Raw genomic sequence first — 23,549 nt, 5'->3', positions numbered from 1 at the left:
CTACCGTTGATGGCAAAATCCATTTTGTCAGATTGGTATTTGAGTTTCTTTTATGGGGTAAGCTTTATTCGGTCGATGAGCTTTTCGGTGGTACCCTCCTTGATGTCGAGTGCAATTACGCTGCCTCCCCTTGCCGAAACAATGTCATAGCCAACAATATCCTTGGGGAGCTTATCGGCACCTTTAACCAGCACATCGGGCTTAATCAGCTTGATAAGGTTGTAAGGCGAGTCTTCATCAAGAATGATAACGGCATCAACATACGAGAGTGAGGCTACAATTAGTGCGCGATTTTCCTGGCTTTGGATCGGACGTCCTTCTCCTTTAAGACGAGCTACCGAGGCATCGGAATGTAGCCCAACAATCAGAACATCGCCTTTGCTTGCGGCCTGCGTTAGGTACTCAACATGTCCACGATGAAGGATGTCAAAGCAACCGTCGGTAAAGACGATCTTTTTCCCGAGAAGGTTCCACATGGCGACCAAGCGGCTTAGCTCCTGCTGGTCTACCACCTTTTTGCTAACGTTCTTGAACTTGTTCATGACTGGTGGCTATTACTGGGTTATTTCGTTTCTTAAAGAAGAGGTAAGATAGCGAAATTACTCCAATAATGATAGTCATGATGGTCTGAGATTCGTGAGAAATTGTTGCGTATAGCAGTCCATCTTCGCGCGAAATGCCGTACATGGTAAGCCCCGTTGCTACAATGATGTGGAACGCTCCAAAACCACCCTGTACCGGAACCGTCATACCAATGCTGCTAATGGCTAGTATGAATAGCGCATCAACAAAACCGAGCGAGCTAGTGGCGGGTAGCGTATAGAAAATTACCCAGGTCATAGTGAGGTACGATGCCCAAATAAGTAGGGTGAAGAGCAGGAACTCGAGTCTGCGCTCCATGGTAAAGCCTGTTTTTAGTCCCTTGATAACGCCTCTTGCCAGCCGTATCATTTTACGTATAATGCCAAACCGAATAAGCTTATACCGGAAGATGTAAGCAACAAAAAGAGCTATAATGATGGGAAGTATTACGATCAGAAACGCAAGGTAGCTGCCGCCAAAACCCGCAAACTTCTTGGTGATAGGAAGCAGCGCGGTATCGTATATAAACTTCCCAAAGAAGTCTACTTTGAGAAAGAATACGGTGACTAGTAGTATCAAAAGGCATAGCAGATCGAATGTGCGCTCTACTATAACGGTGCCGATCAACGATTCAAATGGAATCTTCTCGGTTTTACGAAGAACGCCGCATCGAGACACCTCACCAGCTCTCGGAAAGGCAAAGTTGGCAAGGTAGCCAATGGTAATGGCGTGAAACGCATTCATCACCGTAGGACGGTATCCGAGCGGCTCGATGAGCAGCCTCCAGCGTAGGGCACGCGCCAAAAAGGCAACGATGCCCACCAGAAGCGATATCACCAACCACGAGTAGTTGGCCTTGCTCAGTCCCTCCATCAGAAAGCTAAACTCAACATTCTTGAAGGCGAAGTACATGAGCACTACGCCTAACCCAAAGAATAGAATGATGTTTATTCCTCTGAGGAGAGCTCCTTTTTTCAAATTATGGGTGTATTAGATGATGCGGTTCGTCTCTGTATCGGGGAATACAATCCAAGGTTTGAAGGATTTTGCCTCTTCGAAATCCAAGGTAGCGTATGAGATGATGATGAGCACATCGCCAACTTCGGCCTTACGAGCTGCTGCTCCATTTAGGCAGATGGCGCCACTTCCCTTTTCCCCCTTAATAACGTAGGTTTCAAGTCGCTCACCGTTGTTTACGTTTACAATTTGAACCTTTTCGTTTTCGATAATATTGGAAGCAATCAAAAGATCTTCATCTATGGTGATGCTGCCAACATAGTTGAGGTTTGCTTCAGTAACCTTAACGCGGTGAATTTTCGATTTTACAACCTCTATATACATGGTTTTTACTTTAGTCTGATGTTATCGATTAGGCGGATTGCACCTACTTTTACGGCAATACAGCCAAAAATGTTGTTGGACTCCTCCCACGATGTAAGGCTCTGCAGCGAGTCTGCATCAACCACGTCGAAGTACTCTACCTCCAGCTCGCTGTCGGCGTTTACCTGAGCCATCACCTTTTCCTTGATTTCTTCAATCGAGGTAGAGGTGCCAAGCAACTTAGCGTCACTTAACGCTCTATATATAGTAGGTGCGCTTTTACGCTGTTGCGCGTTAAGGAGCATGTTGCGCGAGCTCAACGCCAATCCATCGGTATCGCGAACTATTGGGCAGCGAACGATTTCTACCTTAAACCCATGCTGCTTTACCATTGCATTGATAATGGCAACCTGCTGGAAGTCCTTTTCTCCAAAGTATGCCTTATCGGGCTGAACCATAGTAAAAAGCTTGCTTACTACCTGAGCCACTCCGTTAAAATGGCCGGGACGCTTAGCCCCCTCCATTACCTTATCTATAGATCCAAAATCAAACGTTCTGGTATCGGTCTCGGGGTACATTTCCTCTACCGATGGCATAAAAACAAGGTGAACTCCACGCTCTTCGAGTAGGGCCAAATCCTGCTCGGGCATGCGCGGGTAGTTTTTTAGGTCGTTCTTATCGTTAAATTGAGTTGGGTTCACGAAGATGCTGCAAACCGTGTAGCATCCGTCAGTCAAGCATTTGTTCACTAGCGAGATATGCCCAACATGCAGCGCACCCATAGTTGGTACAAACCCAATGGTTTGTCCATTCTTTCTTTGATTCGCCACCTCTTGGTCGAGCTCTGCAGCTGTCCTAACAACCTTCATTGAAAAAAAATTTCGGCAAATATACCATTATCCCAACAATACATTCCAATAGCAGCCGCTTCTTTTTCAGCTAAAGCAGGTTAAGCTACTTTTACATTCCTCTTTATAAGGTCAAGAAAAATAGCTACCTTTGTAGCTACTTTCTCCATAGTTAGACCTGAAAAAGATGAAAAGCAGTAGGGTACTTTTTGTGAGTACGGAAATTACGCCTTATTTACCAGAGAACGATATTTCCATACTATGTCGTTATCTACCCCAAGGGGTGCAAGAGCAAGGAAAAGAGATTCGGACATTTATGCCAAGGTTTGGCTCTATAAATGAGCGCCGTAACCAGCTACATGAGGTAATTCGCTTATCGGGAATGAACCTCATAATTAATGATACCGACCATCCTCTTATCATAAAGGTAGCATCAATTCCTGCAGCTCGCATGCAGGTTTACTTTATTGATAACGAAGACTACTTCCATCGCAAGCAAACTCTTAAAGACGAAGATGGTAAATTCTTCGATGACAACGATGAACGTGCAATTTTTTATGCTAGGGGGGTGCTCGAAACTGTTCGAAAGTTGCGCTGGTCGCCAGATGTTATTCACTGCCAAGGATGGTTTACCTGTTTAGTTCCGCTCTACGTAAAGAAGTTATTTAAAGAAGATCCTCTTTTTGCTAATACAAAGGTGGTATTTACGGTCTATAACGATGAGTTTCCAACACCTCTCGATCCCAACTTTAAGAAAAAAGTTATCCTCGAAGGCATAAAAAACAAGGATGTAGAACAATTAACCGACCCAACTTACGTTAATCTTATTAAGTTTGCCTATAAGTATTCTGATGGGATGATTATAGGTAGCAGTGCGATTAATGGCGAAGTTGCCGAATTCCTTAAAGCCTGCGATAAGCCAGTGCTGGAGTATCAGGGGATGGAGAATTATGTTGAAGCTTATACAGATTTTTATGATCAAATTTTTGATAACGCATAGTAGGATTTTCTTTTTGGGAGTACTTGCATCGTTGGCTCTCAGCTTTAATGCTTGTACGGATGTTGATAATAGTTTGGGTGATGACTTTATTGATCCAAGCCAAAAGAGTGGTGTGTCAATAGACTCTTCTTTTGCTATAGATGCCTACACTGTGTCTACGGATAGCATTTATTCTAGCACCCTATCGGGGAAATGCTACCTAGGGTCGTATAATGATCCCGTTTTTGGACAAATAAACTCTAGTGTTGTAACTCAATTTGTTCCGTCATCTCTTCTGGATTATAAAAAGTACGCTAAGAACATAAGTGGAAAAATAGATTCCCTTGTACTTACCCTTAAACTGAAAGGTGGTGTTGGAGACTCGCTAGCTCTTCAGTATCTTACGGTTTACCAGATGAAGAAGAAGGTACGTAGCGACTCTTCTTACTACTCTAACTATAACATTAAGGATAGCATAGAGGTTCCTTCTATAAGTGTAAATAAAGATCTTAAACCATCTGCAATAGCATACAGCAGAAAGGGGAATGGGGTTGTTCGTATAAGAATAAGCACCGATTTTATCAATAAGTTATTTAACAGCAATATAGACACCTCTAAATTTACAAATTACGATGTGTTCTTGGATTATTTTAAAGGTTTGTATATTGAAAATAGTAAACTCTCTGCAGGTGGAGGTTTAAACGGTGTTGATTTTTCAGATACATCTTCTAGAATGCACCTTTATTTCAAAGTGGAAGGAAAGGTAAATAAGGATTCATCTGTGCGTATGCCGTTCTTAATTGGAACAACTCTTCGAAAGTTTTGCATTATAGAACACGTATATAATGGAACTAGCCCATATAGGCCAACGAATATCAACCCTGATTTCTCAAATAATGCCAATCCAACTCCTCAGGACTTGGTTTATCTTCAAGGATTAGGTGGCTTGCGAACTATGATTAAATTCAACAAGGCTTCGGTTGCATTATGGGAGAATAAAAACTATAAAATACACAGGGCAGAACTTATTGTAGAGCCTTTCTTCCCTAATGGAGAACTTAGCTATCCTAAGATGCCTATGGCAATAACAGCTTATTATTCCAAGTCGATTGATAAAAAGGATGTTATGCTTTTTGTTCCTGATATGGCAACTTTTAAGGATGTCTCTACAAATGCATTCTATAATCGTAGTAGAAGGTTGTATTCCTTAAATATTACAACCTACTTTAAGAATGCAATGCGAGATTCTTCATACCCCAAGGAATTGTACCTATATGCAGGTGTGCCTGCCAGCTTATACAGCAGTCAAAGTTCTTACGGAACTAACTATGCAGAGCCTACAAGCGATTTCCTTTCTGTTCCTAATCAAGTAATATTAGGGAAGCCAGGAAAATCCAACCATATCAAGCTTGTAATAACATACAGCAAATAAAAAAGAGGGCATAGCCCTCTTTTTTATTTATACTGTTTTAATCGTTATCGTTTCTCGTACTGGGCAGAGTAGTACCTCTCGTATTCGCCCGATACGATATTCTCAAGCCACTCGTTATTGGCAAGGTACCAATCAACCGTTTTCTCGATACCTTCCTCGAACTGTAGTGATGGCAACCAGCCAAGTTCATCCTTAATCTTGGTTGCATCTATTGCGTAACGTAAGTCGTGGCCTGCTCTGTCCTTAACGTAGGTAATCAACTTTTCGGCACTACCTTCGGGGTTGCCCATCTTTTTATCCATAACCCTACAAAGAACCTTAATCAGGTCGATGTTTTTCCACTCGTTGTGGCCTCCAATGTTGTAGGTTTGGCCAATCTTTCCGTTGTGGAAAATCATATCGATGGCTCTTGCATGGTCAACAACGTATAGCCAATCGCGAACGTTTTCTCCCTTACCATATACTGGAAGCGGCTTACCTTTTTTAATGTTGTTGATAACAAGCGGTATGAGCTTCTCGGGGAACTGGTTTGGCCCATAGTTGTTCGAGCAGTTCGATATTATGACTGGAAGACCAAAGGTGTGGTGGTAGGCCATAACCAAATGGTCGGAACTAGCCTTCGATGCCGAATAGGGGCTACGAGGATCGTACGAGGTAGTCTCGTAGAAGTATCCAGTTTCGCCAAGTGATCCGTATACCTCGTCGGTGGATACGTGGTAGAATAGCTTGTCCTCAAAGTTATCAGCCCATTTGCTTTTTGCTACGTTGAGTAGGGTAACCGTACCTACGATGTTGGTTTGGATAAATTCCATTGGGTTGGTAATCGACCTATCAACGTGCGATTCGGCAGCAAGATGGATTACTGCGTTCACATTTTCTTCTTCAAAAAGCTTTTCAAGAAGTTGGGCATCGCAGATATCACCCTTTACAAAGCGGTAGTTGGGCGCATTCTCTACATCCTTAAGGTTTTCGAGATTGCCCGCATATGTTAGCTTGTCGTAGTTTATGATACGGTAGTTGGGGTACTTGTTGACCAGTAGCCTCACTACATGCGATCCAATGAATCCGGCACCTCCGGTAACCACTATTGTTCTCATAGCTAATGATGATTGTAACGTTTCAAACATCCAGTTAATATTAACGTCAGTTCGGTATAAGAAAAAATACTTTCGAACTGACGTTATTGTTCTATGAGGCAAATATAATGCTTATTTGCTTTCTTCCTTTTCTTTGAGCTTCAATTGCCATTTCCAAGCAGAGAGAAGGGTGTCTTCTACCGACTCTTGGGCTTTCCATCCAAGTTCATTGTTGGCATAGGAGGTGTCTGCCCAAACCTGCTCAATATCGCCGCTTCTGCGACCCACAATCTTGTAGTTGAGCTTTACTCCAGCTACCTTTTGGAAGATATCTACAATCTCAAGAACTGACAAGCCTCTTCCTGTTCCGATATTGAAGAATTCGTAGTTAGACTTGTTCTTCTTCTCGAACATGCGGTTTACTGCTACTACGTGAGCCTTGGCAAGGTCAACCACGTTAATATAGTCGCGGATGCACGAGCCGTCAGGGGTGTTGTAGTCATCGCCAAATACCGAAAGTTGCTCGCGAATGCCAATGGCTGTTTGCGTAACAAATGGTATAAGGTTGGCAGGAACACCAATAGGAAGCTCACCAATAAGAGTTGAGGGGTGCGCACCAATTGGGTTGAAGTAGCGAAGCGCAATGGCTTGAAGCCAAGGTTCCGCATTGGTGGTATCAACAAGTATTTCTTCGCAAATTTGTTTGGTGTTGCCGTAAGGCGATTCAGCCTTTTTGATTGATGCTTGTTCGGTTACTGGCAGCTGATCGGGCTGTCCGTATACGGTACACGACGACGAGAATACGATGTTGTTGCACTTGAAATCCTTCATGAGCTCAAGAAGGTTGATCAGAGATCCGATGTTGTTGCGGTAGTAGAGAAGAGGCTTCTCAACCGATTCGCCTACTGCCTTACTGGCTGCAAAGTGGATGATTGCTTCTATTGGGCCATGCTTCTCAAAAACATTCTTCATGGCTGCCTTATCAGTACAGTCTACCTGCTCGAATGCAGGTTTTTTGCCTGTGATCTGTGCAATGGCATCTACAACGTTTGCCTCCGAGTTCGAAAGGTTGTCTACAATTACTACTTCATAGCCCGAATTTTGGAGCTCTACGGTAGTATGTGAGCCAATAAACCCAGTTCCCCCCGTTACTAAAATCTTCTTGCTCATTATTCTATAGTTTGTGAGCAGCTAATGTACAAAAAAGGGTACGAGTAATGGTGCTCATTTTATTCTAAAAAAACGTTAGGGTGGTTTGTGTATGAGGAAAAATGCTCTACATTTGCACCCGTAATCAGAACGGTTCGTAGCTCAGTTGGTAGAGCACGTGACTCTTAATCATGGGGTCGTGAGTTCGATCCTCACCGAACCGACAAAAGGGAATCCATTTGGATTCCCTTTTTGCGTTTAAGCAGGCAGCAATGCTGCTTATAGTGATTGTACGCGAGGCTGTAGCAGCTTTTATACGATTAAAGTATTCAATTTGGGGCGCGAATATTTGCGTTTTAAAAAAAAGACGTTACCTTTGCAGCCGTAATCAAGAACGGTTCGTAGCTCAGTTGGTAGAGCACGTGACTCTTAATCATGGGGTCGTGAGTTCGATCCTCACCGAACCGACAAAGGGAATCCATTTGGATTCCCTTTTTGTTTTGTGCAAATAAGTCGACTTACCAGTAGGCACAAAAAATTGAGGCTACCATCGTCTAAGATCGTAGCCTCGCTAAGTTTCACATTCTTCGTTTCTCAAATTTGCCATATACAAATTTTAAGGGTTAACCAAAACTTGCATTCTGCAATCTAACCGTGATAATTAACTTTTAACCATTTACTGAAAATTACATCTATCGCAGCCTGCAAATTCGGCATACTCAATTGGATTCTTCCATTAGCATCTTATACCTCGTTTGATAATCATTACTGAGAGCAAGCGTGTTATCATTACTTCATCGTAACCTTGGCTTACTGCCTTTAAACTCTAAATACGGGTGTGCGCCTTGAATGAAACCACGATTTTGCGCTCTCAACTGAGGCTACAAGTACCAACTTCTAGAATCGGACTTGCTTTAACTAAACTCGGCAGAGGTTTTACCCTCTGTAGCATCCTCATTCCGTTAAGCATTTCACCTAAAAGTTAAGATCCAAGTCCAAAACCTCAACTGTTACTATTTATAAAGACCTCTTAAACTCACACGTCCCACCGACGTGCTTTCTCTTCTCTTTTCCCCTCTGTTCACTATTTTTTACGGTAGGTTATTATTCTTTGTTGCATTTTTTTAATTAGCAAGCTCCATTTTTTTGTTAAATCAGAAGATAAAAAAAGAGCCTCTACGGTAATAAGTAGAGGCTCTTCTGTTTATGTTGTACAGGCTAGGCTATCTCCCAGTCGAAGCCGTCTTTTCTATCTTTTACGATTACGCCCAGCTTGTTGAGTTCGTCGCGAATCCTATCAGAAGTTGCAAAGTCCTTATTCTGCTTTGCCTGTAGGCGCATGTTCAGCAGCATGTTGATGAGTTCGGCGGTGAGTTTTCCTTTATCATCTCCGGCGATGCTGTCGTCGCGGAGGCCGAGGATGTCGAAGACTACGGCGCTGAAGATGGCGCGAAGGCGCTCGAGATCTTCGGCGCTGATCTTTTCCTTACCGTCGTAGATGGAGTTGATGTTGCGCACCCAGTCGAACAGCACCGAGATGGCAATTGGGCTGTTGAGGTCGTCGTTGAGGGCGGCGAATACGCCGTTCTCTAGCTCATCAACATTAACGGTCGAAGTATCTGATGGCTTTAGCTTGGCAAGCGTGCTGGTTGCGGTGATCAATCGTTGTAGACCCTTTTCGGCGGCCTGTAGCGCCTCGTTCGAGAAGTCGAGCGTGCTGCGGTACTGCGCTTGAAGGATGAAGAAGCGGATGGTCATCGGGCTGTAGGCTTGCTGCAGTAGCTCGTGGCTACCGGTGAAGAGCTGCTCGAGGGTAATGAAGTTTCCGAGGCTCTTTCCCATCTTCTGCCCGTTGATGGTTACCATGTTGTTGTGCATCCAGTAGCGAACCGAATCGTGGCCAAGGGCGGCGGTGCTTTGGGCAATCTCGCACTCGTGGTGGGGGAACATCAGGTCCATCCCGCCACCGTGGATGTCGAAGGTTTCGCCGAGGTACTTGGTGCTCATGGCCGAGCACTCGAGGTGCCATCCGGGGAAGCCGTCGCTCCATGGCGAAGGCCAGCGCATGATGTGCTCGGGTAGCGCCTTCTTCCAAAGGGCGAAGTCGAATGGGTTGCGCTTCTCGCTTTGGCCTTCGAGCTCGCGGGTGTTGGCCATCATATCGTCGAGGATGCGGCCCGAGAGCTTGCCGTAGGGGTACTTCTTGTTGTAGGCTTCTACATCAAAGTATATCGATCCTTCGCTTTCGTAGGCGAATCCGGCATCCTGAATCTTGCGCACCATCTCGATCTGCTCGATGATGTGCCCCGAGGCGTGTGGTTCGATGCTGGGCGGAAGCACGTTGAGCGCATCCATGGCCTGGTGGTAGCGGTTGGTGTAGTACTGCACCACCTCCATAGGCTCGAGCTGCTGCAGGCGGGCCTGTTTACCGATCTTGTCGTCGCCGCTATCGGCATCGTTTACCAGGTGGCCCACATCGGTGATGTTGCGCACGTAGCGAACCTTGAACCCCTGATGCTTAAGGTAGCGGAACAGCAGGTCGAAGGTAATGGCCGGACGCGCGTGGCCCAGATGCGGATCGCCGTATACGGTGGGGCCGCAGACGTACAGTCCAACATGGGGTGGGTTGAGCGGGGTAAAATCTTCCTTCCTACGGGAAAGGGTGTTGTAGATTTGTAGTTGTCCTTCCATCACTTTCGTAATTTTTTGTTCGAGCAGCAAAGTTAGCTATTTACGGATGATATTGTAAGACGTTTAGGGTACTAAATAGGGATTTCGCCTTTAAGAATTGGGCTACTCCACTTCGAAGGTTATCCCCCGCTGGCGGGGGTTAGGGGGTGGATTTTCGGCAGTGTATAGCCCTGATAAGCAGCAAACATTTACCACATGACGTGCATTTTCCACCCCCTGCCCCCGCCAGCGGGGGATACGCTTTGGGCTACGACAGGCTGATTCCTATAAGCCTACCTCTTTTATGGAGGATCGGTTTATAAAAGCAAAATTCAGCGCCATTTAGTACGGTGAAATGGTGCTACTCTTTCTCGCCGAGCTGCTGCAGGTAGGCCACCGCCTCGTCGAGCTTCTCGGCGGGCACGCTCAGCAGGGCGCTGTAGACGGGCGTGCTCAGGCCGTTGCGGCGGAGTTTGGTAAGCGGATGATTATCTTCGATCGGTTCTGACTCCGAGGGAATCCACTCCATCAGCTCGTTGGGCGTGCAGCGCAGCTCGTGGCAGAATCGCTCGAGGTACGTAATGTCTAGATGGCGGGGTTTGGCCAGCAGGTGGCTAATCACGTATCGGGTGTAGCCCATCCGCTTCAGGTAGCTTTTAGGATCGGTGTGGCCGCGCATCAGAATCATGCGTTCGATGTTGTAGCGTAGCATGGGGGTATCAGTATTGGTTCGGTTAAATTTAGCAAAAAAACGGAATCAATAATTGCAATCCCCTGCATATTATCTCCCGATGATGGGGTATAGCCTTTCGTTAATGCGGCATCCACTTACAAAGATGTGGCGCTGATCAACAATATCGGGGTGTTGAATTGCAAAGATGTGGTAGCTAACATCATTTCTGTGGTGCCAAATTTCGTTGCTGTGGCGACCACTTTTATATCTGTGGTGTCGTATTTTATTTATGCTGTGCTAAACATCATTGATGGGGTGCCGTATTGCATTGCTGTGGTATCAAGCTATATTTCTGTGGCAGTATATTGCATATATGTGGTTGTAACTTGCATTTCTGCGGTATCGTGCCCCTTCATGGTTGAAGTTGCTGAAGCTGCGGGAGTTTGCCCCTCGACTACGCTCGGGGAACAAAAAAGGGGTTTCCCCAGCAGGTTCCCGAGCGAAGCCGAGTGCTCCCCGAGCGGAGCCGAAGGGGAAAACCTCCTCCCCTTGAGGGTTGTCAATCCTTTTTCGTACCTTTGGGGAACTAATTCATCCCATCCGATTAGAATTGTTTTTTTTGACCGGTCGGGTGCACCCCCCAGCTCCAGCATTACTTGTGAGCGGTTATCTCGGAAAGTCGTGGGGGAATCATCCGCCCCCGTATACAGTAACGACAGATCCAACCAAATGAAGAAGATCAAAAAGGAAGGCCGCGCCAGCAGCAAGGCCGTTAAGAAGCAGAGCATCGAAAAGCTAATATTCGAAATTATATCCACCCACCCCGATAAGGCTTACAGCTACAAGGCAATCGCCAAGCAGCTCGGCTTTAAGACCGAGGGAGAAAAGCATCTGGTGATGACCTGTCTCACCGAGCTGAAGGTCCGCAATATGGTTACCGAAGTGGAGCACGGCGTGTTCAAGGTGGTAACCAAGGGCGGCTTCATCGAGGGTAAAGTAGACATGACCCAGTCGGGCTCGGCGTTTATAATTACGCCCGACCTAGAGGAGGACGTGTTCATCGCCCCCAACAACATGAACCAGGCGCTGCACGGCGACAAGGTGCGCGTCTTCATCTTCCCGTACAAGGGCAAGAAGCGCCCCGAAGGCGAGATCGTGGAGATCCTCGAGCAGGGCAAGCGCCAGTACGTGGGCACGGTGCAGATGTCGCCCAACTACATCTTTGTGGTGCCCGACGGCAAGCAGATGCCGTTCGACATCTTCGTGCCGATGCGCAGCGCCGGCGAGGCGCAGGATGGCGATAAGGTAATCGTTAAGGTTATTGAGATCCCCAAGGCAGGTAAGAACCCCATTGGCGAGATCGTAGAGGTGCTGGGTCGTCCGGGCAACAACGAAACCGAGATGCACGCCATCTTGGCCGACTACGGCTTGCCCTACCACTTCCCCGAGGAGGTAACCAAGGCAGCCGAGCAAATTCCAGATGATATTACCCCTGCCGAAATAGCCAAGCGCCGCGACATGCGCGATGTAGTGACCTTTACCATTGACCCTGCCGATGCCAAGGACTTCGACGATGCGCTATCGTACCGCCGCATGCCCAACGGCAACATCGAGGTGGGCGTGCACATTGCCGACGTATCGCACTACGTAAGGCCCGGATCGATACTCGATCAGGAGGCGGTAGACCGCGCTACATCGGTGTACCTGGTAGACCGTACCGTGCCGATGCTACCCGAACGATTGTCGAACAACCTCTGCTCGCTACGCCCTAACGAGGATAAGCTTACCTACTCGGCCGTTTTCGAGATCGATGAGGATGCTAACGTTCTAAACACGTGGATTGGCCGTACGGTGATTCACTCCGATAGGCGCTTTACCTACGAGGAGGCACAGAAGGTTATCGAAACCGGACATGGCGACTACAAGGATGAAATTCTTACGCTGCATACCCTAGCACAGAAGCTGCGCTCCGACCGCTTTAAGCATGGTGCTATAGCCTTCGACCGCGAGGAGGCCAAGTTTGAGCTCGACGAGAACGGCAAGCCGCTGCGCGTGTACTTCAAGTCGCAGAAGGAGAGCAACCAGCTCATCGAGGAGTTCATGCTTTTGGCCAACAAGAAGGTGGCCGAGCATATCGGCAAGCCTAGGGGCAAGAGCATTGCAAAAACCTTTGTGTACCGTATCCACGACGTGCCCAACCCCGATAAGTTCGATACCTTCCGCCGCTTTATCGTGAAGTTTGGCTACTACCTTCAGGCCACCAACAGCAAGGGCATCTCGAAGGAGTTGAACAAGCTGCTGGCCGAAGTTAAGGGGAAGACGGAGGAGAACCTTATCGAAACGCTGGCCGTCCGCTCGATGGCCAAGGCGCGCTATTCTACGGAGAACATCGGTCACTACGGGCTACAGTTCGACCACTATACGCACTTCACCTCGCCCATCCGCCGCTACCCTGATGTGATGGTGCACCGCCTGCTCGACATGTACGACCGCAAGGCCGAATCGCAGAGCAAGGATACCTACGAGCAGCTGTGCGAGCACTCTTCCGAAATGGAAATCCTCGCCTCGGATGCCGAGCGTGCCTCCATCAAGTACAAGATGGTGGAGTTTATGATGGATAAGATCGGGATGGAGTTCGACGGTATCGTATCGGGCATCACCGAGTGGGGTATCTACGTGGAGATAAAGGAGAACAAGGTGGAGGGCATGGTTTCGACCCGCGACCTTACCGACGACTTCTACATCTTCGACGAGGATACCTACAGCCTGGTGGGCAAAACCAACGGCCGCACCTTTACCCTGGGCGACGAGGTGCGCATCCGCGTGCTACGCGCCAACCTCTCGCGCAAGCAGCTCGACTATGAGCTCATCGGCAAGGGCGATGAGGTGCTCAGCTTCGAGCCCGCCGCACCACGCCCCGCAGGTGGCGGCTCAAGAGGTGGAAACGGAGGCGGATTCTCTTCGGGCCGTGGTTCTTCAGCGAGAGGACGCTCAGGTGAAAAGAAATCTGAAAGAGGCGGGAGACGCTCATCATCCAAATCAAAAGGAGATAAGAAGGATAAAGGAAAGCGAAGAAGACGATAAGTCTTATACCAGCCGATATAAAAAATGAAGGCCATCTTGTAGTAAGTGGCCTTTGTTTTTAGTTTTGATCTACGTGAGCATTCTTGTTAGGCACAAATTCGCCATACCTTTCCCAAACTATACTTCCTATGAATATTTTGGTGAATATCAGAATTAGTAGAGTTGCTAGGAAAAGCCACCACGACAAATTAAATGTTTGGCTATAAAAGATCATCAAGATAACAACAATCGCGATAAGCCGTGTGTTAACGGTGTCGGCAAATAAAATAAATCGGAGTTTTCCGTAGTTAGTTCTGTATCTAAGAATTCGTGGGCTAAGAACGGGACGGTCTTCATTTTTATAGTTTTTCCTATACTTTGCAAGAGCTATAATTATTTGCGTTAGGAAAAGGATTAGTCCTACAGAACCGACCAAGAAATCGTTGAACCTGTATGTAGAGAAGAGCATGCTCAGAATAGCTGACGTAAAAATAGCGATCAGAATAAAAGATAGGAGGGTTACTACGCTGCTGTTCTTTCTTTTTAACTCAGTCATGACCTTACATACGATGATTTAAAAGTTCTGGGGCTATGTTTTGTTGTTTAAGATTTTGCACTCAAGGTAACAAATAGATCTTTTTGTTGAATGTGGGGTACAAATTTTTTTTACTACCAATTTTGATATTAGCGGAATTGTTGCGAATGGGGAACTATAGATCTTGCCTTTAAGTGGCGAATTCTGGTAGCTTTAGATTCAGAGCAAATTGGGTAATGCATTCTTTTGAACTTCTTAAACTGCTTTCGGTTAGCTTTTGGCACAAGTAAGGAATTAGCATACGTTAGGTTTTAATATTTGGCTTATATATACTTTTTAGTTACAACTTTAAAGAGTTTTTTAAATAATGCCTACATTTGCCTACCCACATGGAAGAAAAAGTAAAAAAAGTCTACTTCAATGAAAAATATTCTCATAGTTGGTGCTGGCGGCCAGATAGGTTCTGAGCTGGTGCCCTATTTCAGAAGTATCTATGGAAACAACAATGTTGTAGCCACGGATATCAACGATAAATGCAAGGGAACTCTAGGCGATGATGGCCCATTTGAGGTGCTCGATGCGCTTAATGGTGAGGAGTTTGCTCAGCTGGTGAAGAAGTATAAGATTGATACCATATTTAATATGGTAGCTCTTCTATCTGCTACTGGGGAGAAGAATCCGCAGCTGGCATGGAAAATCAACATGGGTGCATTGATGAACTCGCTAGAGATTGGTCGCGAAAATGGTTGTGCGGTGTTTACTCCTAGCTCTATTGGAGCCTTTGGAACCAGCACTCCACACGATGGAACCCCACAGGATACCGTGATGCGCCCATCTACCATTTATGGCGTTTGCAAGGTAACCGGCGAACTGCTATCCGACTACTACCATTCACGTTTTGGAGTGGATACCCGTTCGGTACGTTTCCCTGGAATTATTTCTAACGTTACCCTTCCTGGTGGCGGTACTACCGATTATGCTGTAGAGATCTACTATGCTGCCATTAAGGACAAGTCGTTTACCTGCCCTATCCCTAAGGATGTAAGCATGGATATGATGTACATGCCCGATGCGCTATCGGCGATGGTACAGCTTATGGAGGCAAATCCGGATAAGCTGGTTCACCGCAATAGCTTTAACATTACCGCAATGCACTTTACTCCAGAGGAGATATTTGCTGCTATAAAGAAACGTATCCCTGAGTTTACCATGAGCTACAACGTTGACCCTGTTAAGGAAGCCATTTCGCGTAGCTGGCCTAACTGGATGGACGATAGCTGTGCTCGCGAGGAGTGGGGATGGAATCCTAAATGGAATCTCGAAAACATGACGGATGACATGCTTAAGGTTATTGCCGAGAAGTATGCTGCAAAGCTGTTTTAAGAGTCTAAATTGATATTGCTTATATAGAATCCTGTTGCCATACGCAGCAGGATTTTTTTGTTTTTGCCTATGACGCTTTTAACAAAATAGCCTTTAAATATTTACTTTGATCTGCTTGAAGTGTAAAAATGGAAGCTATATTAGCGGCGTTAAATCAAGTAGGTTCATTAGGATATGAGGGGTTTTTTGGGGTTTATGGGAATGGTTGTCGTGCCGCTTTTGGCTCTTACTATGTGTACAAAGGAGGATCCTATGCGAAAGTATAGCATAGAGCAGGAAACTCGAGAGTGGACGGCATTTAAGGAAGGTAGCTATTGGGTTTACGAGTTGGAGGGAACGAAAACTACCGATTCAACCTATGTAGTTTCGTATAGCGAAAAAGAAATCTCCGGAACCGATGATGGAGGAAACAAGTGCTTGGCTCAGCAAATTGATATAAAATTCGCCGGTAGCGAGGGATTTCTGAGTACTAAAGTCGAAAATGTTCTACCACGGGGGAACTCGCTTAAAGTATTGACATACGATAAAAGTAGCCAGCCTACATCTAACATAGATATGATATTGCTGTTTCCGTTGTCGTTCGTAAACCAAGCAAATGCTCCATACTTTAGCATCATATCGGAAGAAGAGATTTTAGATTTAGGAAGTGAACAGATAAAGGATGTAGTACATGTAAAATGTACGGTGAAAGGTCTTGGTGGTATTTTAGCAAATACTAAGTATGAAAACGAGTACTGGATTGCCCGTAACCGCTGGATCGTAAAGATGAAGGTGAAGAATCCCGAAAATGGGAACACGGAAACATGGAAGTTGAAGCGATACAAGGTTGTTCAATAGAATAAATGAAATAGGGAGGCAATGTTTAGCCTCCTTTTTTATTTAGGGATAGAGCTGTATTCGTTCACGATCTGCACACATCGAGCTGCCGATAACTCAAACTTTCGCTCTATATTTGCAGGATATTACGAAATCATCAGAAAAATGAGCGAAAGAAGAGTAAGGGTACGCTTTGCACCCAGCCCAACTGGTGCGCTACACATGGGAGGCGTTCGTACCGCCCTTTTCAACTACCTATTTGCCCGCCAGCATGGTGGCGATTTCTTGCTTAGAATAGAGGATACCGACTCGAACCGCTTTGTTCCAGGAGCCGAAGACTACATCATCGAATCGCTGAAGTGGTGTGGCATTCAGATTGACGAGGGAGTTTCGGTTGGTGGACCACATGCGCCATACCGCCAGAGCGAGCGCAAGGAGCTGTACAAAAAGTACTCCGATCAGCTTATCGAAAGCGGCAACGCCTATGTTGCATTCGATACTGCCGAGGAGCTCGATAAGCTTCGCGCCGAATACGAGGCCGAGGGCAAAACCTTTACCTACAACTTCGAGGTTCGCGAGAAGCTGGCAACCTCGCTGGCCCTTTCGGCCGAGGAGGTGCAGCGCCGCATAAGCGCTGGCGACCAATACGTGGTTCGCTTTAAGATGCCCGAAAACGAGGAGATTGTAATGAACGACCTTATCCGTGGTGAGGTGATTGTAAACTCATCAACCTTGGATGATAAGGTACTCTATAAGTCGGCCGACCAGCTGCCAACATACCACTTGGCAAACATTGTGGACGACTACCTAATGGATATCTCACACGTAATACGCGGCGAGGAGTGGCTTCCATCGCTACCGCTGCACGTATCGCTATACAAGGCTTTTGGCTGGTTGGATAAGATGCCGCAGTTTGCGCACCTTCCACTGCTACTTAAGCCCAGCGGCAAGGGTAAGCTCAGCAAGCGCGATGGCGATAAGCTTGGCTTCCCGGTATTCCCGCTTCGTTGGGTCGATCCAAAAACGGGCGAAACCGCTTCGGGCTACCGCGAGTCGGGCTACCTACCCGAGGCATTTGTTAACCTGCTGGCCCTTTTGGGATGGAACCCCGGCACCAATCAGGAGCTGTTTACCATCGAAGAGCTTATTCCGCTCTTCTCGCTCGATAGAGTGAGCAAGTCGGGTGCGCGCTTTGACCCCGAGAAGGCTAAATGGTTCAACCAGCAGCATATTCAGCGCCTTTCGGTTGAGGAGCTAACCCCTCTTGCAAAGGCCGAACTGGCAAAGCATGGCGTAGAGCCTACGGACGAATTTGTGGCCACCGTAACCGGATTGGTGAAGGATAGGCTGGTGTTTGTTCACGACATCTGGGAACAGGCTTCGTACTTTTTCGTAGCACCAACTGAGTACGACGAAAAGGTTGCTGCCAAGTTCTGGAATGCCGATATGGCTAAGGCTGCTGCCGAAATTGCCGAGCTGACTTCGACCGCTAGCGACTTTTCTGCCGCCGCTATCGAAGCTACCATTAAGGAGTATATCCACAGTAGCGGCCTAAAGATGGGACAGGTAATGAACTCGCTTCGCCTCCTTTTAGTGGGTAGCAGCAAGGGGCCCGGCATTGCCGATATCATCAGCGCAATAGGAAAGGATGATGCTGTTGGACGTATCCGTCGAGGCATCGAGGTGCTACGATAGGCCAGGCACTTAATAAACCATACGAGGCCCACCGGAGGAATTCCGGTGGGCCTTTTTGCTTGGCAGCGGAGCTCCCTCCTTTACGTTAGGATGGGCGTTCCGCACATGAAGTTTGCCGAGCTTCGCTTCAAGCTCATTGAGTTTCACCTTAACCTCGGCGAACTTCACGTCAGATTCGCCGAGCTTCACGTCAGACTCGGTGAGTTTCACCTCAAACTCGTCGAGTTTTGCTTCAAACTCGGCGAGCTTCATGTCAAGCTTAGTGAGCTACGCTTCAAACTCGACGAGTTGCACGTTCCGAGGGTTGTCCCCCGGTCTCTAATCGCGGCTTTTTACGCTAAGCAGCCATTACCATAGAGCCTCATTTGCTGTTTACTATAGTAAAAGAGAGGAGGACTACTATGAAGCGTTTCGTCGAGTATTTCCTTGGTGTTATTGTTGTTCTGTTGGTTGTAGCGTCTCCGTTATACGCAGAGGCTGCTCCAAAACCCAATCCGTTTTACAATCACTTCCGGTTTGTCGATAGCACAAAAAAGTATACTAAGGTAAAGTTCAAATTTATCAACAACCATATCATCATCCCCTTTTCGGTTAATGGCTCCGACTCCTTAATGTTTATCCTAGACACAGGGCTTAGCGGTGTTATGGTCACTGCATTGCAGGATAACCGCGTACTTACGCTCAACTATGCGCGTAAAATTATGCTTCAGGGGTTGGGCAAGGGCAAGTCTATTGAAGCGCTTGCCAGTACGCAAAATACCTTCCGCATGCCCGACATCATAGGCGAAAATGTGGATATTCTGGTGGCGATGGATGATATCTTCGACTTTTCTATCCGAACGGGAATGTTGATCAACGGCATAATTGGAGGCGTTTTTTTTAAGAATTTTATAGTAGAAATAGACTATCCCAATGGTGTTCTTAAAATTTGGAACCCTAAGTTCTACAAGCGTTCGAAGATGAGGCGTTACAAGCAGTACGACCTCGACATTCCCGATGATAAGTGCTTCGTAAAGCTCAACGTTAGTACGAATGGAAAGAGTTCGCCAATGAAGTTCCTTGTCGATTCGGGGCTCAGCAACCCTATTTGGATCGATACCCGTAGCGAAACGGTACTTGTTCCAGCGGCAAATAGCATTTACAGCTACCTAGGCTACGGGCTTAACGGCGATATCTACGGCAGGGTAAGCCGCATTCCCAAAGTTCGAATTGGCGATTTTAGCTTTAAAAGCATTATTGCAGCCTTTCCGGATACCGCTTATATTGGCAGCGCAGAGAACTTGAACTATCGGAATGGGAGCATCGGATCCGAAATCCTGAGGCGCTTTAACGTGGTGCTCAACTATCCCGATAAAAAAATCGGACTCCGCCCCAATACGAATTTCAAGAATGTTTTCTTTATGGATATGAGCGGTATTGAAGTAGGCTCAATATCTCCTGGTTATCCTGGTTACAAAGTAATAACTGTTCGGGAAAACTCGCCTGCCGATAAGGCCGGCTTGCGAGTTGGCGATCAAATAATATCCATAAACGAAAAGTTCTGCCTTACGATGAAAATGAACGATCTGATGGGAATTCTTAACGGGAAAAAGGGGGATGTCATTCGCATGGAGGTGCTTCGGGAGGGTAATCCTATTAAGGTTCAGTTTATCCTGAAAGATGTGCTGTAGCTGAAGCCCACTAACGTATTAACTTACTTTATAAACATAAGGGAAATTGAGCCCGATATCGGACTCAGTAGAAAGCTCTTTTTTTTAACTTTGTCGAGTTTCGAAATGAATTTATAATTTAAGATCATTATGCAACCCGGAGGACGACTTAAGATTAAGGATCTGCTCCGCTCCAACAGCGTTGGCAGCGAAGTCACTGCAAAAGGTTGGGTACGCACCAAGCGTGGCAACAAGAACGTAGCATTTATCGCACTGAACGACGGTTCTACCATTAATAATATACAAGTAGTTGTTGAGGTTTCGAATTTCAACGAGGAGCTGCTTAAGCAGATAACTACAGGTGCTTGCCTTAAGGTTGTTGGGACGCTGGTTGAGTCGGTAGGCTCGGGCCAAAGCGTAGAGATGCTCGCTAAGGAGATCGAGATTTACGGTACGGCCGATGCCAACACCTACCCACTTCAGAAGAAGGGACACTCGCTGGAGTTCCTTAGGGAGATTGCCCACCTGCGTCCACGTACCAACACGTTTGGCGCGGTGCTTCGCATCCGCCATGCCATGGCCTACGCTATCCACAAGTACTTTAACGATAGAGGATTTTTCTACCTGCATACCCCCATCATTACCGGTTCGGATGCCGAAGGGGCCGGAGCCATGTTTCAGGTAACCACGCTGGACTTGAACAACCCACCCCGTACCGAGGATGGTAAGATCGACTATACCCAGGACTTCTTTGGTAAGTCGACCAACCTTACCGTATCGGGGCAGCTCGAAGGCGAGCTAGGAGCCATGGCGCTATCGGAGATCTACACCTTTGGGCCAACCTTCCGTGCCGAGAACTCGAACACTCCTCGCCACCTTGCAGAATTCTGGATGATTGAGCCGGAAATGGCCTTCTACGAGATAGTGGACAACATGAACCTTGCCGAGGACTTCCTAAAGAACCTCATCCAGTACGCGCTGGATAACTGCATGGAGGATCTCGAGTTCCTTAACAAGATGTACGATGAGGAGCTAATCGAGCGCCTGAAGTTTGTTGTTAGCAACGACTTCGTTCGCCTACCATATACCGAGGCTATCGATATTCTTATGGCCAGCGGCCATAAGTTCGAATTCCCTGTTAGCTGGGGGCTCGACCTACAATCGGAGCACGAGCGCTACCTTGTTGAGAAGCACTTCATGAAGCCCGTAATCCTAACCGACTATCCAAAGGAGATTAAGGCTTTCTACATGAAGCAAAATCCCGATGGCAAAACTGTTCGTGCCATGGACGTGCTTTTCCCAAAGATTGGCGAAATCATTGGAGGATCGCAGCGTGAGGAGAACTACGAAAAGCTGATGGACCGTATTACCGAGCTGGAGATTCCAGAAAAGGATATGTGGTGGTATCTGGATACTCGTAGGTTTGGAACTGCGCCACACTCGGGATTCGGACTTGGGTTCGAGCGCCTACTGCTATTTGTTACCGGTATGGGCAACATCCGCGATGTTATTCCATTCCCTCGTACCCCAAATACTGCAGAGTTTTAACCTAAGTAGCAACGGAATACGCTAGCATGCAAAAGCTAAACCTTCAGCAACGATTACTACAGAAGCTATCCCCCCAGCAAATCCAGATGATTAAGCTGCTGGAGCTGCCCACCATGCAGCTTGAGCAGCGCATCAAGGAGGAGCTGGAGGTTAATCCTGTACTCGAAGAGGGAGGCGATCAGGTGAGCGATGAGGCCGAAATGGCCGATAAGACGCAAGAGGATGCGCTGTCGAATATCGACTCGTATATCAACGACGACGATACGCCCAACTACAAGCTGTATGCTAATAACTACTCCAAGGATAGCACCAAGACGGCCATTCCGTTTTCGGTAGGAATCGATTTCCATGCTAGTTTGGAGGATCAGCTAGGGCTACGTCCTATCACTCCGAGGCAGCAGGCCCTTGGGCAGTACCTTATCGGTAGCATTGATGACGATGGCTACCTCCGTCGTCCACTTGAGAATATTGTGGATGATATTGCCTTTGCGCTAAACCTTGAGGTTACTGAGGAGGAGCTTGAGGAGGTGCTGCAGGTTATTCAGGATTTTGAGCCGTTGGGCGTTGGTGCCCGTAACCTTCAGGAGTGCCTGTTGATTCAGCTGCGGCATAAAGATCAAGAGGTAAAAGCTGTTTATAATGCGACCATAATCTTGGAGAAGTACTTCGAGGAGTTCACCAAGAAGCACTACGATAAGATTGCCAGTAGGCTAGGTTTGGAGGAGGACGAGCTTCGCGATGCTATTGAGGAGATTGTTAGCCTTACGCCGAAGCCCGGAAGCAGCTATAACGATCCGCACAGCGCGTATGCCGAGCATATTATTCCAGACTTTGTCTTAGAGCTAAAGGATGACGAGCTGATGCTTTCGCTCAACTCAAAGAATCAACCGGAGCTCAGGATCAGTCGCGAATATCAAGCAATGCTTCAGGAGTACGTTGCTCGCAAGTTGGATAATACGAAGAAGGATAAGGAAGCGGTAACCTTTGTTAAGCAAAAGATCGATTCGGCAAAGTGGTTTATTGATGCCCTAAAGCTGAGGCAGAATACGCTGATGCTTACCATGAACGCTATTCTGGAGTTTCAGAAGGCCTACTTTATGGAGGGCGACGAAACCAAGCTTCGTCCTATGATACTTAAGGATATTGCCGAGGTTACTAACCTTGATATTTCCACCATATCGCGCGTGGTGAATAGCAAGTACGTGCAAACCCACTTCGGCATTTATCCGCTAAAACACTTCTTCTCGGAGGGAATGCAAAACGATAGCGGGGAGGAGGTTTCGACAAGAGAGATAAAAACTATACTGGAGGAGTGCGTTGCCAGCGAGAACAAGAGGCAGCCGCTAACCGACGAGGCGCTTATGGACATCCTTAAAGAAAAGGGATACCCGATTGCCCGCCGTACGGTGGCCAAGTATCGCGAGCAGCTCAACATCCCGGTTGCGCGGTTACGGAAGGAGCTATAGAGATATGTTAAAAGTGCTGGCTAAGACTTTCAGCTTTTTGCTGCATCCCCTTTTTATGCCTACCTACGGCATTCTGATCATGTTTCAGGCTGGCAGCGTGGCGGCCCTTCTCCCTTGGGAGGTAAAACAGTACGTGCTGATGGTTGTTGTGGCCAATACGCTCGTGCTCCCTATGCTGCTCTTACCCATTTTCGTTAAGCGGAAAATGGCGAAGGACTACAGCTTCTCCGATCGCAAGGAACGGGTGCTCCCTTTGCTTATCACCTTTGTTCTGTACGCGATAACCTTCTACTTTATAGGGGGAATTTCGTTACCCGGTGTAATCAAGGGGTTTCTGATGGGCTCCACCATTGCCGTATTGCTCACCTTTGCGCTCAACTTCTTTTGGAAGGTGAGCATCCATATGGTAGGAATCGGTGGTTTGGTGGGCATGATTATTCTGGTAATCCTTAAGCTGCTCTCTAGCATTGTAGGCTTCCTACTCGTAGGATTTCTCTTTAGCGGGGTTATCGGAACGTCGAGGCTATACCTTGGAGAGCACAACATTAAGCAGATTGCTGGGGGGTACGCTCTAGGTATGGTTACCATGATTTGTGCAATCTACCTGTTTTAGCGTCATCCCTCTACCTAATTGATAAAACAGAAGCGCCTCCGGTTTGGGGGCG

Annotated in this window: 19 protein-coding genes and 2 tRNA genes; 12 read left to right on the top strand and 9 right to left on the bottom strand. The window is 47.0% G+C overall.

Annotated features, from left to right (window positions below; genetic code table 11):
* Positions 1 to 50: 50 nt before the first annotated feature.
* From CLV25_RS03005 to panC, 4 genes are read right to left on the bottom strand one after another with little or no spacing between them, the layout of a single operon-like run.
* Positions 51 to 542 (bottom strand): adenylyltransferase/cytidyltransferase family protein, encoded by a 492-nt coding sequence (locus CLV25_RS03005; protein WP_131838159.1) that lies wholly within the window; start codon positions 540 to 542, stop codon positions 51 to 53.
* Entirely contained in the window at positions 520 to 1,560 is a 1,041-nt protein-coding gene (locus CLV25_RS03000; RefSeq protein ID WP_131838158.1) for a lysylphosphatidylglycerol synthase transmembrane domain-containing protein, read from the bottom strand. Before CLV25_RS03000 ends, CLV25_RS03005 begins: the two co-directional genes overlap by 23 nt.
* Positions 1,561 to 1,572: 12 nt before the next feature.
* Positions 1,573 to 1,923: an aspartate 1-decarboxylase gene (gene panD, locus CLV25_RS02995; protein WP_131838157.1), complete on the bottom strand. Its 351-nt coding sequence runs from the start codon at positions 1,921 to 1,923 to the stop codon at positions 1,573 to 1,575.
* 5 nt (positions 1,924 to 1,928) lie between these two features.
* Entirely contained in the window at positions 1,929 to 2,771 is an 843-nt protein-coding gene (gene panC / locus CLV25_RS02990; protein WP_131838156.1) for a pantoate--beta-alanine ligase, read from the bottom strand.
* Between the two features lie 166 nt (positions 2,772 to 2,937).
* Between panC and CLV25_RS02985 the strand changes: the two genes are divergently transcribed.
* Both CLV25_RS02985 and CLV25_RS02980 read left to right on the top strand, forming a co-directional pair.
* Complete coding sequence (locus CLV25_RS02985) at positions 2,938 to 3,750, top strand: glycogen/starch synthase (RefSeq protein WP_131838155.1); 813 nt, start codon at positions 2,938 to 2,940, stop codon at positions 3,748 to 3,750.
* Positions 3,725 to 5,161, top strand: a complete 1,437-nt coding sequence (locus CLV25_RS02980) for a DUF4270 family protein (protein WP_165876967.1) — start codon at positions 3,725 to 3,727, stop codon at positions 5,159 to 5,161. The genes CLV25_RS02985 and CLV25_RS02980 overlap by 26 nt, the downstream gene beginning before the upstream one ends.
* Before the next feature lie 44 nt (positions 5,162 to 5,205).
* Here CLV25_RS02980 and rfbB read toward each other — a convergent pair whose 3' ends face one another.
* Entirely contained in the window at positions 5,206 to 6,258 is a 1,053-nt protein-coding gene (gene rfbB / locus CLV25_RS02975) for a dTDP-glucose 4,6-dehydratase (protein WP_131838153.1), read from the bottom strand.
* A gap of 111 nt (positions 6,259 to 6,369) precedes the next feature.
* Positions 6,370 to 7,407 (bottom strand): UDP-glucose 4-epimerase GalE, encoded by a 1,038-nt coding sequence (gene galE, locus CLV25_RS02970; protein ID WP_131838152.1) that lies wholly within the window; start codon positions 7,405 to 7,407, stop codon positions 6,370 to 6,372.
* 130 nt (positions 7,408 to 7,537) lie between these two features.
* On the opposite strand from galE, the gene CLV25_RS02965 reads away from it, so the two are divergent.
* Together CLV25_RS02965 and CLV25_RS02960 are read left to right on the top strand one after the other, a co-directional pair.
* Positions 7,538 to 7,610: transfer RNA gene (locus CLV25_RS02965), tRNA-Lys, on the top strand.
* 171 nt (positions 7,611 to 7,781) lie between these two features.
* Positions 7,782 to 7,854: transfer RNA gene (locus CLV25_RS02960), tRNA-Lys, on the top strand.
* A gap of 750 nt (positions 7,855 to 8,604) precedes the next feature.
* On the opposite strand, the gene cysS is transcribed toward CLV25_RS02960, so the two are convergent.
* Positions 8,605 to 10,077 carry a cysteine--tRNA ligase gene (gene cysS / locus CLV25_RS02955; protein WP_131838151.1) on the bottom strand — a complete coding sequence of 491 codons (1,473 nt, stop codon included), beginning with the start codon at positions 10,075 to 10,077 and terminating at the stop codon, positions 8,605 to 8,607.
* A gap of 340 nt (positions 10,078 to 10,417) precedes the next feature.
* Positions 10,418 to 10,768: a helix-turn-helix domain-containing protein gene (locus CLV25_RS02950; protein ID WP_131838150.1), complete on the bottom strand. Its 351-nt coding sequence runs from the start codon at positions 10,766 to 10,768 to the stop codon at positions 10,418 to 10,420.
* A gap of 690 nt (positions 10,769 to 11,458) precedes the next feature.
* On the opposite strand from CLV25_RS02950, the gene rnr reads away from it, so the two are divergent.
* The 4 genes from rnr (at position 11,459) to gltX (ending at position 18,221) form a co-directional block, all read left to right on the top strand.
* Positions 11,459 to 13,813: a ribonuclease R gene (gene rnr, locus CLV25_RS02945; protein WP_131838149.1), complete on the top strand. Its 2,355-nt coding sequence runs from the start codon at positions 11,459 to 11,461 to the stop codon at positions 13,811 to 13,813.
* Between the two features lie 934 nt (positions 13,814 to 14,747).
* The gene (locus CLV25_RS02940; protein ID WP_131838148.1) at positions 14,748 to 15,710 is read left to right on the top strand and encodes an NAD-dependent epimerase/dehydratase family protein; all 963 of its coding nucleotides are present in this window, start codon (positions 14,748 to 14,750) and stop codon (positions 15,708 to 15,710) included.
* 252 nt (positions 15,711 to 15,962) lie between these two features.
* The gene (locus CLV25_RS02935) at positions 15,963 to 16,547 is read left to right on the top strand and encodes a hypothetical protein (protein WP_131838147.1); all 585 of its coding nucleotides are present in this window, start codon (positions 15,963 to 15,965) and stop codon (positions 16,545 to 16,547) included.
* 144 nt (positions 16,548 to 16,691) lie between these two features.
* Entirely contained in the window at positions 16,692 to 18,221 is a 1,530-nt protein-coding gene (gltX, locus tag CLV25_RS02930) for a glutamate--tRNA ligase (protein WP_131838146.1), read from the top strand.
* A gap of 9 nt (positions 18,222 to 18,230) precedes the next feature.
* On the opposite strand, the gene CLV25_RS02925 is transcribed toward gltX, so the two are convergent.
* Positions 18,231 to 18,473 (bottom strand): hypothetical protein, encoded by a 243-nt coding sequence (locus CLV25_RS02925; protein WP_131838145.1) that lies wholly within the window; start codon positions 18,471 to 18,473, stop codon positions 18,231 to 18,233.
* 149 nt (positions 18,474 to 18,622) lie between these two features.
* Here CLV25_RS02925 and CLV25_RS02920 point away from each other — a divergent pair, with 149 nt between their 5' ends.
* The 4 genes from CLV25_RS02920 (at position 18,623) to CLV25_RS02905 (ending at position 23,497) form a co-directional block, all read left to right on the top strand.
* A complete protein-coding gene (locus CLV25_RS02920) occupies positions 18,623 to 19,891 on the top strand; it encodes a PDZ domain-containing protein (RefSeq protein ID WP_131838144.1) in 1,269 nt (422 codons plus the stop codon).
* Positions 19,892 to 20,020: 129 nt separating this feature from the next.
* Positions 20,021 to 21,418: an asparagine--tRNA ligase gene (asnS, locus tag CLV25_RS02915; RefSeq protein ID WP_131838143.1), complete on the top strand. Its 1,398-nt coding sequence runs from the start codon at positions 20,021 to 20,023 to the stop codon at positions 21,416 to 21,418.
* Between the two features lie 26 nt (positions 21,419 to 21,444).
* Positions 21,445 to 22,884 (top strand): RNA polymerase factor sigma-54, encoded by a 1,440-nt coding sequence (gene rpoN, locus CLV25_RS02910; protein ID WP_131838142.1) that lies wholly within the window; start codon positions 21,445 to 21,447, stop codon positions 22,882 to 22,884.
* A gap of 13 nt (positions 22,885 to 22,897) precedes the next feature.
* Positions 22,898 to 23,497 (top strand): hypothetical protein, encoded by a 600-nt coding sequence (locus CLV25_RS02905; protein ID WP_207895578.1) that lies wholly within the window; start codon positions 22,898 to 22,900, stop codon positions 23,495 to 23,497.
* Positions 23,498 to 23,549: the final 52 nt, after the last annotated feature.

The organism is Acetobacteroides hydrogenigenes (assembly GCF_004340205.1).
In the GTDB taxonomy this organism is placed as follows: domain Bacteria; phylum Bacteroidota; class Bacteroidia; order Bacteroidales; family ZOR0009; genus Acetobacteroides; species Acetobacteroides hydrogenigenes.
Note: the sequence above shows the minus strand (reverse complement) of the source record. Positions and strands in the feature narration are given on the sequence as shown.

Bases quoted from the DNA above. Each gene is read 5' to 3' on its own strand.
- CLV25_RS03005 (WP_131838159.1), bottom strand. From the start codon at position 542: ATGAACAAGTTCAAGAACGTTAGCAAAAAGGTGGTAGACCAGCAGGAG.
- panD (WP_131838157.1), bottom strand. From the start codon at position 1,923: ATGTATATAGAGGTTGTAAAATCGAAAATTCACCGCGTTAAGGTTACT.
- panC (WP_131838156.1), bottom strand. From the start codon at position 2,771: ATGAAGGTTGTTAGGACAGCTGCAGAGCTCGACCAAGAGGTGGCGAAT.
- CLV25_RS02985 (WP_131838155.1), top strand. From the start codon at position 2,938: ATGAAAAGCAGTAGGGTACTTTTTGTGAGTACGGAAATTACGCCTTAT.
- CLV25_RS02980 (WP_165876967.1), top strand. From the start codon at position 3,725: ATGATCAAATTTTTGATAACGCATAGTAGGATTTTCTTTTTGGGAGTA.
- rfbB (WP_131838153.1), bottom strand. From the start codon at position 6,258: ATGAGAACAATAGTGGTTACCGGAGGTGCCGGATTCATTGGATCGCAT.
- galE (WP_131838152.1), bottom strand. From the start codon at position 7,407: ATGAGCAAGAAGATTTTAGTAACGGGGGGAACTGGGTTTATTGGCTCA.
- cysS (WP_131838151.1), bottom strand. From the start codon at position 10,077: ATGGAAGGACAACTACAAATCTACAACACCCTTTCCCGTAGGAAGGAA.
- CLV25_RS02950 (WP_131838150.1), bottom strand. From the start codon at position 10,768: ATGCTACGCTACAACATCGAACGCATGATTCTGATGCGCGGCCACACC.
- rnr (WP_131838149.1), top strand. From the start codon at position 11,459: ATGAAGAAGATCAAAAAGGAAGGCCGCGCCAGCAGCAAGGCCGTTAAG.
- CLV25_RS02940 (WP_131838148.1), top strand. From the start codon at position 14,748: ATGAAAAATATTCTCATAGTTGGTGCTGGCGGCCAGATAGGTTCTGAG.
- CLV25_RS02935 (WP_131838147.1), top strand. From the start codon at position 15,963: ATGCGAAAGTATAGCATAGAGCAGGAAACTCGAGAGTGGACGGCATTT.
- gltX (WP_131838146.1), top strand. From the start codon at position 16,692: ATGAGCGAAAGAAGAGTAAGGGTACGCTTTGCACCCAGCCCAACTGGT.
- CLV25_RS02925 (WP_131838145.1), bottom strand. From the start codon at position 18,473: ATGAAGCTCGCCGAGTTTGAAGCAAAACTCGACGAGTTTGAGGTGAAA.
- CLV25_RS02920 (WP_131838144.1), top strand. From the start codon at position 18,623: ATGAAGCGTTTCGTCGAGTATTTCCTTGGTGTTATTGTTGTTCTGTTG.
- asnS (WP_131838143.1), top strand. From the start codon at position 20,021: ATGCAACCCGGAGGACGACTTAAGATTAAGGATCTGCTCCGCTCCAAC.
- rpoN (WP_131838142.1), top strand. From the start codon at position 21,445: ATGCAAAAGCTAAACCTTCAGCAACGATTACTACAGAAGCTATCCCCC.